Genomic DNA, 12,259 nt, shown 5'->3' with positions numbered 1-12,259 from the left:
GAAATCGCGATAATCGATCCACTCGCGCATCACCACAGCTCAGGGGCGTACATGTCAACGAACCGTTACGAAGAAGACATGGCCGTGACACGCCTGCTGGCCCCGCGCCTCGCGTACTTCACCGCCGTCGCCCGGCACGAGCACGTCACCCGCGCCGCGCACGAGCTGGGCGTCCCGCAGTCCACCCTGTCGAGGGCGATGGTCCGCCTCGAACAGGACCTGGGCGTCACGCTGTTCGCCCGCAAGGGCCGCACCGTCGCCCTCACCACGGCCGGCCGCACCTTCCTCGCCTCCGCCGAACGGGCCCTGGACGGCATCGCCCGCGCGGCCGGCTCCGTCCAGGAGGACGCCGACCCCTCCTTCGGGAAGGTCGCCTTCGGCTTCCTGCACACGCTGGGCCCCGAGACCGTGCCCGGCCTGATCCGCGCCTTCCGGGCCGACCACCCGCGCGTACGGTTCTCCCTCGTCCAGAACTACGGCGAGGCCATGCTGGAGAAGCTCCGCGCCGGGGAACTCGACCTGTGCCTGACCTCGCCCTTGCCCGACGCCCCCGACCTGGTGGCCCGCCGGCTCGACGAACAGCGGCTGCGCCTGGTGGTCCCGGACGACCACCGCCTCGCGGTGCGCAAGCGGATCCGGCTCGCCGAGGCCGCGGAGGAAACCTTCGTCACCCTGGAGGCGGGCTACGGCCTGCGGCGCATCACCGACGACCTGTGCGCGGAGGCGGGCTTCACCCCCAAGGTGGCCTTCGAGGGCGAGGAGGCCGAGACCCTGCGCGGCCTCGTCGCGGCGGGCCTGGGCGTGGCCCTGCTGCCGCCGCCCGCCGTGCCCCGGCCCGGGGTGGTGGAGCTGACGGTGACGGCGCCGCGCGCGGTGCGCCAGATCGGCGTCGCCTGGCTGGACGGCCACCCCGACACCCCGCCGGTGGCGGAGTTCAAGCGCTTCCTGCTGTCCCGCCGGGGGCGCCTGATCCCCGAACTGGAACCGCCCGCCTAGCCGGCCGCGTTCAGTACGGAAGCCCGATCAGCCCCCAGCCGCGCTCCCCGGCCCCCGTGACCGCCTCGCCCCACTCCCGCAGGAGCGCGCCGGCGATGTCGAAGGTGCCGAGCCAGGCCGGCCGGCGGGCGGCCGTGGCGGCGAAGGGCTCCCGGAGCTCCTCCAGCCGGGGCGCGGCCGCCTCCCAGGCACGGGCCAGCGCCGCCACCTCGTCCGGCGAAGCGAGCACGAGCACCTCCGGGCGCCACGGTGCCGGGTCGCCCGGGAAGCCGGGGGCGGGCCGGGGCCAGTCGTCCGGTTCCGCTCCCGCCCACCGGTCCGGGCCGTACCAGAACAGGCCGCCCAGGAAACGGTCGAGGGCCTCCCGCAGCGCGGGCGCGGCCGCCGGGCGCAGGTCCTCCCAGGCCTCGGCCAGCTGGAAGTGCCAGGCGTACGTACCGGTGGTCCCGAAGAACCGGTACTCGGCGCACCACGGCGTCCCCCGCTGCCCCACCCAGCCGCCCGGCACGGCGCGGTCGGCCTCCTCGCAGCGGTCGCAGCAGGAGTCCGGGCACACGGCGTCGGTCAGGGCGTCCAGGCGCGCGTCGGCCGGTATCCCGGCCAGGTGTTCCCAGTCGGCCGTGACCACGGTGATGTCCATTCCCATCGCCGCAGGCTAACAAGGCATCAGCGGACCGGTTCGGCAGTTCCGGGGTCCGGGTCCGGGTCCGGGTCAGGGCGGCGGTCGGCGGCGGCGGAGAGCAGGTATCCCGCCTGGAAGCGGGACTTGGCGCCGACCGCCCGCATGATCTCCGCGATGTGCCGCTGGCAGGTCCGCTCCGACATGCCCAGCCGGCGCGCGATCACCTTGTCCTCCAGCCCCTCCGACAACAGCTGCACGATCGTCTGCCGCAGCTCGTCCGAGATCGACCGGGCCGCCTCCGGGCTCACCGTCGTGGCGAACGGCTGCGCCCCCAGCCAGGACCTCTCGAAGGCGGCCGTCATGAAGTGCACGACGCTCGGCTCCCGGACCACCAGCGCCGCCCCCGTCCGGTCCGGCACCGCCATCAGCCCCGTCCGCCCGTCGAAGATCAGCATCCGCATCAGCCCGTCGCCCAGCGTCCGCACCTGCGCGCCCAGCGCCGTCACCCGCTCGACGTACGCCGCCGTCGGCCGTGAGTAGCGCGCCGTGTGCTGGTAGATCGTCCGCATCCGGACCCCGCGGGCCAGCAGCGACTCGTCCCGCCCGACCGCCTCCTCCAGGGTTTCCTGCGGCCGCCCGCCGCCCGGCTGGGAGGTCAGCAGCTCCCGCTCGCACCCCGCCGCCAGCTCCGTGATCAGCCCGCGGACCGCCCCGAGGTCCGTCACCAGCTCCAGCCGGCCCGCCCCGCTCAGGTCCCGGTGCGCGGCCCCCGCCTCGTACGCGGGCACCAGCGCCTCCAGCCGCCCGCGCAGCCGGTCCATCTCGTCGTGGGTCTCCCGTACGAGCAGCGCGAGCGGGGCCAGCGCGCGGGCCGCCGCGGCCCGGGGCGCCACCGCGGTCCACCGCTCCGGTCCCGTTCCCGGGGCCCGCTGGAGCAGGTGCCCGGCGGCCAGCTCCGTGATCGCGGCCCCCGCGCGGACGCCGAGGGCCGCGGTGGCCTCGGCGGCGGTGAAGACCGGCCGCTCCACCGCGTAGGCGTAGAGGCGCCGCGCGGCGGGGCTCAGATCGCCCCCGCGCTCCGTCCGGTCGGCTCCCTCGGCATCCACGGGCATATGCCTATTCGTCCCTGTGTGTGTCTGTTTATAAACCCCTCGTGTTCCCGCAAGGCGGCAACTCGACGCCTGAACGGGCGACTCCGGCATATGCCGGACCGGCACAGTGGGAGCACGGCGTGACGGGGGGAGCGCGGTATGCGGCAGCAGGGGACGACCACCGGAGCACGGCACCGACCCGTGGCGGTCCTGCTCGGCCCGTGTCCCGCCGAGGTGGCCGCCGCCCGCCGTGCGGGCGCGCGCACCGTGGTGGTCGCGCCGGATCCATCGGTGCCATCCGACCGTGAGGGGGCGGAGCGGCGGGTACGGACGGACTGGCGCGACCACCCCCGCCTGGTGGGGGCCGTCGCCCGGCTGGCGGAGGTCCGCCACGGCCGGGCCCGCGTCTTCGGCTTCGGCCCCGCCACGGCGCTGGCCGCCGCCCGCGCCAACGAGGCCCTCGGCCTGCCCGGCACCGCGCCCTCCGCCGTCACGGCCCTCATGGACAAGGCCGCCCTGCGCGCCCGCGCCAACACCCTGCACCCCGCCCGGCCCGTCTCCTTCGCGCGCTGCGGCCGGGCCGCCCTGATCCCCTTCCTCGCCACCCTCATCGGCTACCCCTGCGTCATCAAGCCCCGCGCGGGCAGCCACGGCGAAGGCGTGCTCGTCGTCCACGACGAGGCCGGGGCGCGGGCCGCCGCCCCGCACTACCCCGAGGTCACCGACCTGCTGGTGGAGGAGTTCCTGGAAGGCCCCGAACTCGCCGTCCAGACCCTCTCCCGGCAGGGCCGCCACCGCGTCCTCGGCTGGACCAGGAGCCTGCCGGCCCCCGCCCACGACCCCGCCTCCGCCTCCGCCCCCGACCCGGGCCAGCCCGTCCACGCCCCCACCGCCCACGCCCCCACCGCCCGCGGCCACGACGCGCCCGTCGCCCTCGACCCCGCCACCGCCGAAGCCGTACGGGCCCTCGTACGCGGCGTCCTCGACCTCGCCGGCCACCGGGACGGCCCCTCCCACACCGAGGTGGTCCTCACCGCACGCGGCCCCCGCCTGATCGAGACGCACCCCCACCCCGGCGCCGAGGAGGTCACCCAGCTGCTGCGCCTCGCGCACGGCACCGACGTGCTCGCCCACGCCCTCAGCGCCGGCCTCGGCCTGCCCGCGCCCGTCCGCAAACCGCCCGCCACCGCCCACGCGGGCCTGCGCTACGTCGACTTCCCGCCCGGCGGCGGTCCCCCGGGGGCCGCCGACGCCCTCGCCGCCGCCCGCGCCCTCCCCGGCGTGGTCCGCGTCCAGCTCCAGGTCCCGCCGGACGCCACCGTCCGCCGGGCCCCCACCGGCGCCCTCCACCACGCCTACGTCCTCGCCACCGGCCCGACCCGGCCCGCCCTCACCCGCAGCCTGGACCGGGCCACCACCCTGCTCCACGCCCCCGCCCCGGCCCGGCGCAGCCGCTAGACCCGGCCCGGCCTGCGCCCCACACACCGAATCCACGCGGGATTCACCTCCCCCGGTCACCCTGGGGACATGGCGATGACCCGACGCGATCTGCTGGCGGCCGCCGCGGCCGCCCCGCACGTCCCCTCCGCCGTCACCGGCACGGGCACCGGAGGAGCCCCCACCACCAGGACCCTGCGCGGCACCATCCCCGCGGGCGCCCCCGACTTCGTCGAAGTCCCCCTGGACGTCCCCTCCGGCGTGAGCGAGCTGCGCGTCTCCTACACCTACGAGAAGCCCCCGGTACCGCCCGGCACCCCCGGCAACGCCCTCGACATCGGCATCTTCGACCCGCGCGGCACCGCCCTCGGCGGCCGCGGCTTCCGCGGCTGGTCCGGCGGCGCCCGCACCGAGTTCTTCCTGCGCACCGACGCCGCCACCCCCGGCTACCTGCCCGGACCCGTCGACGCCGGCCGCTGGCTCCTGCTGCTCGGCCCGTACACGGTGGCCCCGCGAGGACTCCCGTACGAGATCACCGCGACCTTCACCTACGGACCCGCCGCCCCCGCCGCCCCGCTGCGCTACCCGCCGCAGCGCGCCCGGGGCCGCGGCCGCGCCTGGTACCGCGGCGACTGCCACATCCACTCCCTGCACTCCGACGGGCGCCGCACCCCGGCCGAGATAGCCGCCCTCGCCCGCGCCGCGGGCCTGGACTTCATCAACTCCTCCGACCACAACACCCACTCCGCACACGCCGCCTGGGCCGACGTCGTCCCCCCGGAGCTCCTCGTCCTCACCGGCGAGGAGGTCACCACCCGCACCGGCCACGTCCTCGCCGTCGGCACCGACCCCGGCACCTTCGTCGACTGGCGCTACCGGGCGCGCGACGACCGCTTCGGCCGGTTCGCCCGTACGATCCGCGGCGCGGGAGGCCTCGTCGTACCCGCGCACCCGCACGCCACCTGCGTCGGCTGCGCCTGGAAGTTCGGCTTCGGCGAGGCCGACGCGGTGGAGGTCTGGAACGGCCCCTGGACCCCGGACGACGAGGTCGCGCTGGCCTCCTGGGACGCCACCCTGCGCGGCGCCCGCGGCGAGCGCTGGCTCCCGGCCGTCGCGGGCAGCGACCACCACCGCGAGCCGGACCGGGTCGGCGGCCCGCAGACCGTCGTCCTGGCCGACGACCTGACCCGCGAGGCGGTCCTCGTGGGCCTGCGCTCCGGCCGCTCCTACGCCGCGGAGTCCGACCGCGTCACCGTCTCCTTCGACGCCGTGACCGGCCACGGCGCCCACGCCGGCATCGGCGGGCGGCTGCGCACCCCCGGCCCGGACACGGACGTGCTGGTACGGCTCTCGGTGACCGGCTCCGGCGCCGAGGGCTGCGAGCTGCGGCTGGTGACCGACCAGGGCGTGGTCCTCACCGTCCCGCCCGCCGTCGGCGCGGTGCCCGCCCCGCTGGAGTGGCACACCACGCCGGCGCGCTCGGCCTACATACGGGCGGAGGTCCGCCACCCGGCGGGCGCCCCGCCGCTGCCGGGCGCCCCGGCGGCGCTCACCAATCCGGTCTTCCTCGACGGGTGATCAGGCGCCGATCAGGCGCCGATCAGGCGGCGGGCTTCGCGAAGTTCCCGTAGCCGGTCCAGTCCAGGACCACGCAGGGCTCGTCGCCCAGTACCCAGGCGTCGTGTCCGGGGGCGATCTGCAGGAAGTCGCCGGTGCCGTACTCGCCGCTCTCCCCGTCGTCCATGACGACCTGGATGCGCCCGCTCACCACGTACCCCGTGTGCGCGGCCTCGCAGCTGTCGGTGCCCGCCAGCGGCTTGACGTGCTCGGACCACTTCCAGCCCGGCTCGAACACGGCCCGCCCGACGGGCCCGTCGGCGGTCTGGAGGAGGTCCATCCGGCCCTTGCCGCCCTCGAACGGCCGCGTCTCGTCGGCGCTGTCGAAGCTCCTGCGCACCAATCCGGCCATGAGTGATCGCCTCCCGGGGAAAAAGCACCGCGAACCACCCCGAGTCCACTCCTCATTCTACGCCCGGGGCCCCCGCCCGACAGCGGATCACCGGACCCGCAGGGACCGCCCGAAACCCGAGGCCAGCGGCATCCGCAGCCCCAGCGGCGGCGGCGCGGCCAGGGCGTCGGTCACCGGCCGCGAGTACCGCCCGGAGAACATGGACCCGAGGACGAAGTCCACGCAGAGCGCCACCACTTCCGCCTGGTGGTCCCGCAGCCCGTGGCCGTCGGAGTGCACCTCGAACCGGCAGGTAGAACGATTCGCCTTCTTGGCCCGCGCCGCCAGCAGGAAGGAGGCCTCCGGGTCGCTGCGCGCGTCGTTCGTGCCGTGCACGATCAGCACGTGCCGGCCCGCGAGCTGTTTCACCGGTTCAGGGGAGGCCCCCCGCGCGGCTTCCGTTAAACAAGGAGCGAGCGCCAGCACCGAGTTGACGGCCTCGTGCCCCGCCGCCCGCAGCGCCGCCCCGCCGCCCGCGGAGTAGCCGGCCAGGCACACGGGCACGTCCCCGTAGAGCCGTACCGCCTCGTCCGCGGCCCACCGCGCGGCCTCCTCCCGGGAGCCCGCGCCGTGCGCCACGGTGTGCGCGACCAGCCCGTCCCCTCCGCCCGTCCGGGCCAGTGCCCGCGCGAGCGGACGCACCGGACCGGGGGAGAATCTGGACGCCCCGGGAAGCAGGAGCACCACACCACTGACCGTCGAACCCGAGCCGTTCGCGCCGGCCGCCCGCCCCAGACGGGCCCCGCGCGCCGGCGGCGCATGCTGTGCCATGGCGGAACAGTCTCAGACTGACAGGTGTACGCCACCCGTCCGTACGGTCTCTGTTACATATCGACCCCCGGCGCCAACCGGTGCTCTACGCGCGTAGGAGCTAGAGTGCCCAGATGACGAGCGAGACCTCCAACCTGCCCACCCCGGATCAGATCCGCCGCTCCCCGAAGGTGCTCCTGCACGACCACCTCGACGGTGGCCTGCGCCCCGGGACCATCATCGAGCTGGCCCGCGAGGTCGGCTACGAGAACCTTCCCGAGACCGATGCCGACAAGCTGGGCATCTGGTTCCGCGAAGCCGCCGACTCCGGCTCCCTCCCGCGCTACCTGGAGACCTTCGCGCACACCTGCGCGGTCATGCAGACCAAGGAGGCGCTCTTCCGGGTCGCCGCCGAGTGCGCCGAGGACCTGGCCGAGGACGGCGTCGTGTACGCCGAGATCCGCTACGCCCCCGAGCAGCACCTGGAAGCCGGCCTGACCCTCGAAGAGGTCGTCGAGGCGGTCAACGACGGCTTCCGCGAGGGCGAGCGCCGCGCCAAGGCCAACGGTCACCGCATCCGCGTCGGGGCGCTGCTGACCGCCATGAGGCACGCGGCCCGCGCGCTGGAGATCGCCGAACTGGCCAACCGCTACCGGGACAACGGCGTGGTCGGCTTCGACATCGCCGGCGCCGAGGCCGGTTTCCCCCCCACCCGTCACCTCGACGCGTTCGAGTACCTCAAGCGCGAGAACAACCACTTCACGATCCACGCGGGCGAGGCCTTCGGCCTGCCGTCGATCTGGCAGGCCCTGCAGTGGTGCGGCGCCGACCGGCTCGGCCACGGCGTGAAGATCATCGACGACATCGAGGTCGCCGCCGACGGCTCGGTGAAGCTGGGCCGCCTGGCCTCGTACGTCCGGGACAAGCGCATCCCCCTGGAGATGTGCCCGACCTCGAACCTGCAGACGGCCGCGGCCGCCTCGTACGCCGAGCACCCGATCGGTCTGCTGCGCAAGCTGCACTTCCGGCTCACGGTCAACACCGACAACCGGCTGATGAGCGGCACCAGCATGAGCCGCGAGTTCGAGCACCTGGTCGACACCTTCGGCTACTCGCTCGACGACATGCAGTGGTTCACCGTCAATGCGATGAAGTCCGCGTTCATTCCTTTCGATGAACGACTGGCGATGATCAACGACGTGATCAAGCCGGGTTACGCGGAGCTGAAGTCCGAGTGGCTGTTCCGTCAGACCGCTTCGACCAGCGGAACTGTATCGGCCTAGGCCACGGGATAACCCACGGAAAGCGCCCGGGAGCACCAACTCCCGGGCGCTTTCTCATATTGACTGATGTTTGCGGCCGGGGGTTTGAAGTGACTAGTTTGCGGAGCCGCTCAATTCCCCGTCGCAAGGACAATTCATGAAGCTGTCAGCTGCCAAGTCCCTCGGTCTCGCTGTCGTCGGAGCCGCCCTCGCCGCGGGCGCTGCCGGTACCGCCTCCGCCGCCGGACTCCCGGCCGCCAACCTGACGGACGCCCTCGGCACCGTCACGGGGGCCACCAGCTCGCTCACGAACCAGACCGAGCAGGGCCACGACGGTCAGCAGTCCTCCGACCCGACCGCGCCGGTCACCGGCCTGCTCGGCGGCCTCGCCCCGGCCACCGGCGCCCTGAACGGCCTCGGCGGCTGACACTGCCGCGAAGCGCACGCGCGTGCGGCGGACGCACACCCCTTCGAACGGGTGTGTACTCCGCCGCGCGGTGTGCCACGATCGCCACCAACTGCCCGCCGACGCACGGGGTATGAGGTCTAGGTCATGCGCATGAAGGCACGAGCGACGATGGTCGCGCTGGTTCCCTGCCTGCTCTTCGCGGCGGTGGGGTGCAGCGGATCCCCGGCCCCTGCCGCGGGCAGGTCCCCGGACCCGAAGGGCTCCGCGGCGGCTCCCGCCCCGGGCGCCTCCGGCGCCCCGGCCGTCTCCGCCGCGCCCAAGGCGAAGGACGCCACCCTGGAGGCGTCCGCCTTCCGGCAGGGAGACCTGCCCGGCTACCAGATCTCCGCGCAGGGCAAGAACCCGAACGCCCCCGACGGCCAGCCGCAGGCGGACAAGAAGGCCTGCCAGCCGCTCGCCGACGTCATGGGCGACAAGCCGGACCCGGCGGCGCACGAGACCGTCAACCGCGGCATCGGCTCGCAGAAGGAGGCCGGGCTCGCGGTCTCCGCCTCGGTCAGCTCCTACGACGAGAGCGACGCCAAGCGGGTCCTGTCCCGCCTGCGCGAGGCCGTCGCGGCCTGCGGCGCGGGCTTCACCGCCACCGTCCAGAAGCAGACCGGCAGCTACCGGGACGTGAAGGCGACCCCCTACAAGGCCGACGGCGACGAGAGCGTCAGCTGGACCACGACGGCCGCCGCCGCGGGCGTCTCGGCGCAGGTCCATCTGGTCGTCGTCCGCGAGGGGGACCGGGTCGTGCGTCTGATGGCCCTCAACGTGGCCTCCGCCGACAAGAAGGTGCTGGTCCCGCAGGAAGTGTCCGACAAGCAGCTGGAGAAGGTGCGCAAGGCGGGCTGAGCTCCGCTCGCATGCCGGTCCCATGCCGCTCGGGCCCACGGGGGGCGCGGCGCCCCGGCCCCGACGCGCGGTGCCCCGGCCCCGGCGGCCCGGCCGCCGCGGACCGCACTACCAGGCGGTCCGCGCCGAACCGGAGGCGGAAGCGGCCCTCTCGTTCGGCATCAGCAGCCACAGCGCCAGGTAGATCAGAAACTGCGGGCCGGGCAGCAGGCACGAGAGCACGAAAATGATGCGCATCGTCCGCGTCTTGATCCCGAAGCGGCGCGCGAGGCCGGCGCAGACGCCACCGATCATCCGACCGTCACGGGGGCGGGTCATCGCGCTCATGGTCTGTCTCCTTCGTAGCGGGAATTCGTATCGGAACCCGCCCGGAATCCCGTGTCCCGGGCGATGTCTCAATACTCCCGCGGTACCGCCGACAGGACCTCGGCCCAAGGTGGCAGACCGACCCTGGTAATTCTCGGGGTGGACCCCTGAGGCCGCAGCGAGCGCCGCACCCGGGCCCTCAGGGCCGGCAGCACGGCGAGGTGGACGAGGACCACCCCGAGGGTGTTCAGCAGCAGCGAGTCCACGTCCACGACCCGGCCCGGGACCGCGCTCTGGAGCATCTCGATGCTCAGGGAGATCAGTACCGCGGCGGCCGTCGTACGGGCCAGCGAGGACCACGCGCCCAGCGACGAGTGGGTGAGCCGGCCGCCGGTCAGCGGCAGCAGCGCCCCCAGCGGGGCCAGCAGGGCCACCCCCTCGCCGATCCGCTGCGCGGCCTCCAGCGGCCCGTAGGCGAGGTCCGCCCGGATGCCCTCCAGGAAGTCCAGGTTCGCCGCCGCCGCCCAGGGGACGTCCAGCGGGCGCAGGGTCAGCCATCCGACGAGGACCAGATGAGCGGCCAGCAGGGCCCCGCTCAGGAGGCGGAGCCGGACCGGGAACTGTGTGGCGGTGGCGGCGCTGCCGCTGCCCTCATGACGGTGCACACCAGCGAGGACGCACCCCCCGGTGGCCCCGGTTCCGGACCTGCCCGCGAGAGTGACGCAACTCGCTGATCGCGGCTGATCGCGGTTGATCGCGCGCCGTATCAGCCCGTGGCGAGCAGGACGATCAGCGCGACCGCGCCGACGACGGCGGGAGCGATGATCTCGTAGGCCCACTTCACGCTGACGGAGCCCTGCGCGCCGGGCCGCCCGGCCCCGCGCTCGGCGAGCTCGCGCAGCTCGTCCACGACCTGGTCGGCGGCGGCCCGCTCGGGTCCGGCCGCGGCCGCCGCGGCCGCGTCGCCGTCCTGCCCGAGCCCCTTGCCGCCCAGCGCGTCACGGCGGCTGAACTTGCGGCTCGCCTTCTTGCGCTCGCGCAGCGACACCGGAACCGACCAGAGCTGGTACTTCGACCCCTCGGCGAGCACCTCCGCCGAGTACCCGGCGCGCACGGCGTCCACGGCCGCCCAGGGCAGCACGATGACGCGGAAGGGGTTGCGCACCCGCATCCGGTCGTCGTTGGCGAAGACGGCCGGCCGCAGGGTGAAGGCGACCGTCAGCGGTACGGCGAACAGTGCGATGGCGAGCCCGACCCAGCGGGCACTGCCCTCGCCGCGCACCACGGCGTCCCCGCACAGCCACGCGATCAGGGCCAGCAGCAGCACCCCGGTGACGACGGCCATGGGGGAGCGGTAGACGCGGTCGGCGTAGACCGGCTCGTGGGGGGAGGGCGTAGTCATGCCGCCGATTGTGCCGTACGGCCGACCGGGCGCACCGATGACGGATGTCACGCGCAGATGTGCGCGAGGGGGGTGACAGGCAGCTACGCGCGTAGATATGCTCATGTGGTGACCATGCCCACCACCCTCACCGCATTCGCTGACGTGACGACGTCCGACAGCGCGCTGCGCCGCTTCCTGCACGGGCTGCCCGGCGTAGACGCAGTCGGCCTGGAGGCCCGCGCGGCCTCGCTCGGCACCCGCTCGATCAAGACGACGGCCAAGGCGTACGCCATCGACCTGGCCATCTCGATGATCGACCTGACCACGCTTGAGGGTGCGGACACCCCGGGCAAGGTGCGGGCGCTCGCCGCCAAGGCCGTCAACCCCGACCCGACCGACCGCAGCACGCCGATGACCGCCGCGGTCTGCGTCTACCCCGACATGGTGGCCACCGCCAAGGCCGGGCTGAACGGCGCCGACGTCAAGGTCGCCTCCGTCGCCACCGCCTTCCCGGCCGGCCGCGCGGCGCTGCCCGTCAAGCTCGCCGACACCCGTGACGCCGTCGCCGCCGGCGCCGACGAGATCGACATGGTCATCGACCGTGGCGCCTTCCTCGCCGGCCGCTACCTGGAGACGTACGAGCTGATCAAGGCCGTCAAGGAGGCGTGCGTCCGCGAGGACGGCACCGCCGCCCGGCTCAAGGTGATCTTCGAGACCGGCGAGCTGTCGACCTACGACAACATCCGCCGCGCCTCCTGGATCGGCATGATCGCGGGCGCCGACTTCATCAAGACCTCCACCGGCAAGGTCGGCGTCAACGCCACCCCCGCCAACACGCTGCTGATGCTCGAAGCCGTCCGCGACTTCAAGGCGCAGACCGGGATCCAGATCGGCGTGAAGCCGGCCGGCGGCATCCGGACCACCAAGGACGCGCTGAAGTTCCTGGTCCTGGTCAACGAGACCGCGGGCGCCGACTGGCTGACCAACGAGTGGTTCCGCTTCGGCGCCTCCAGCCTGCTGAACGACCTGCTCATGCAGCGCCAGAAGCTGAGCACCGGGCGTTACTCCGGTCCCGACTACGTGACGGTGGACTGATC

The 12,259-nt window shown here is 74.0% G+C and carries 14 protein-coding genes; 7 read left to right on the top strand and 7 right to left on the bottom strand.

Features of this window, described 5'->3' with window-relative positions; translation table 11 throughout:
• Positions 1 to 51 precede the first annotated feature (51 nt).
• Positions 52 to 996, top strand: coding sequence for a LysR family transcriptional regulator (locus SLAV_RS14920; RefSeq protein ID WP_051841015.1), 945 nt, complete (start codon positions 52 to 54; stop codon positions 994 to 996).
• 10 nt (positions 997 to 1,006) lie between these two features.
• Here SLAV_RS14920 and SLAV_RS14915 read toward each other — a convergent pair whose 3' ends face one another.
• Both SLAV_RS14915 and SLAV_RS14910 read right to left on the bottom strand, forming a co-directional pair.
• Positions 1,007 to 1,642: a hypothetical protein gene (locus tag SLAV_RS14915; RefSeq protein ID WP_030231085.1), complete on the bottom strand. Its 636-nt coding sequence runs from the start codon at positions 1,640 to 1,642 to the stop codon at positions 1,007 to 1,009.
• Positions 1,643 to 1,662: 20 nt separating this feature from the next.
• Positions 1,663 to 2,724: a helix-turn-helix transcriptional regulator gene (locus SLAV_RS14910; protein ID WP_391384011.1), complete on the bottom strand. Its 1,062-nt coding sequence runs from the start codon at positions 2,722 to 2,724 to the stop codon at positions 1,663 to 1,665.
• Positions 2,725 to 2,868: 144 nt separating this feature from the next.
• Here SLAV_RS14910 and SLAV_RS43140 point away from each other — a divergent pair, with 144 nt between their 5' ends.
• Together SLAV_RS43140 and SLAV_RS14900 are read left to right on the top strand one after the other, a co-directional pair.
• Positions 2,869 to 4,167, top strand: coding sequence for an ATP-grasp domain-containing protein (locus tag SLAV_RS43140; RefSeq protein ID WP_159038059.1), 1,299 nt, complete (start codon positions 2,869 to 2,871; stop codon positions 4,165 to 4,167).
• 69 nt (positions 4,168 to 4,236) lie between these two features.
• Complete coding sequence (locus SLAV_RS14900; protein WP_037687465.1) at positions 4,237 to 5,724, top strand: CehA/McbA family metallohydrolase; 1,488 nt, start codon at positions 4,237 to 4,239, stop codon at positions 5,722 to 5,724.
• Positions 5,725 to 5,746: 22 nt separating this feature from the next.
• Here the strand turns inward: SLAV_RS14900 and SLAV_RS14895 are convergent, their stop codons facing one another.
• Positions 5,747 to 6,115 carry a cupin domain-containing protein gene (locus SLAV_RS14895; RefSeq protein ID WP_030231095.1) on the bottom strand — a complete coding sequence of 123 codons (369 nt, stop codon included), beginning with the start codon at positions 6,113 to 6,115 and terminating at the stop codon, positions 5,747 to 5,749.
• Positions 6,116 to 6,202: 87 nt separating this feature from the next.
• The gene (locus SLAV_RS14890) at positions 6,203 to 6,925 is read right to left on the bottom strand and encodes an alpha/beta hydrolase (protein WP_078950370.1); all 723 of its coding nucleotides are present in this window, start codon (positions 6,923 to 6,925) and stop codon (positions 6,203 to 6,205) included.
• 113 nt (positions 6,926 to 7,038) lie between these two features.
• On the opposite strand from SLAV_RS14890, the gene SLAV_RS14885 reads away from it, so the two are divergent.
• The 3 genes from SLAV_RS14885 (at position 7,039) to SLAV_RS14875 (ending at position 9,472) form a co-directional block, all read left to right on the top strand.
• The gene (locus SLAV_RS14885; RefSeq protein WP_030231100.1) at positions 7,039 to 8,187 is read left to right on the top strand and encodes an adenosine deaminase; all 1,149 of its coding nucleotides are present in this window, start codon (positions 7,039 to 7,041) and stop codon (positions 8,185 to 8,187) included.
• Positions 8,188 to 8,323: 136 nt separating this feature from the next.
• Positions 8,324 to 8,593 (top strand): hypothetical protein, encoded by a 270-nt coding sequence (locus SLAV_RS14880; RefSeq protein WP_030231103.1) that lies wholly within the window; start codon positions 8,324 to 8,326, stop codon positions 8,591 to 8,593.
• Between the two features lie 132 nt (positions 8,594 to 8,725).
• The gene (locus SLAV_RS14875) at positions 8,726 to 9,472 is read left to right on the top strand and encodes a hypothetical protein (RefSeq protein WP_234333638.1); all 747 of its coding nucleotides are present in this window, start codon (positions 8,726 to 8,728) and stop codon (positions 9,470 to 9,472) included.
• Between the two features lie 108 nt (positions 9,473 to 9,580).
• Here SLAV_RS14875 and SLAV_RS14870 read toward each other — a convergent pair whose 3' ends face one another.
• From SLAV_RS14870 to SLAV_RS14860, 3 genes are all read right to left on the bottom strand, one after another.
• Positions 9,581 to 9,799, bottom strand: a complete 219-nt coding sequence (locus tag SLAV_RS14870; protein ID WP_030231107.1) for a PspC domain-containing protein — start codon at positions 9,797 to 9,799, stop codon at positions 9,581 to 9,583.
• Between the two features lie 68 nt (positions 9,800 to 9,867).
• A complete protein-coding gene (locus SLAV_RS14865; protein ID WP_030231110.1) occupies positions 9,868 to 10,443 on the bottom strand; it encodes a VanZ family protein in 576 nt (191 codons plus the stop codon).
• 101 nt (positions 10,444 to 10,544) lie between these two features.
• The gene (locus SLAV_RS14860) at positions 10,545 to 11,180 is read right to left on the bottom strand and encodes a PH domain-containing protein (protein ID WP_030231112.1); all 636 of its coding nucleotides are present in this window, start codon (positions 11,178 to 11,180) and stop codon (positions 10,545 to 10,547) included.
• A gap of 114 nt (positions 11,181 to 11,294) precedes the next feature.
• Here SLAV_RS14860 and deoC point away from each other — a divergent pair, with 114 nt between their 5' ends.
• On the top strand, positions 11,295 to 12,257 hold the full coding sequence (gene deoC / locus SLAV_RS14855) for a deoxyribose-phosphate aldolase (protein ID WP_030231114.1): 963 nt from the start codon (positions 11,295 to 11,297) through the stop codon (positions 12,255 to 12,257).
• Positions 12,258 to 12,259 lie beyond the last annotated feature (2 nt).

It is taken from the genome of Streptomyces lavendulae subsp. lavendulae (assembly GCF_002803845.1).
Taxonomy (GTDB): Bacteria; Actinomycetota; Actinomycetes; order Streptomycetales; family Streptomycetaceae; genus Streptomyces; species Streptomyces lavendulae.
Note: the sequence above shows the minus strand (reverse complement) of the source record. Positions and strands in the feature narration are given on the sequence as shown.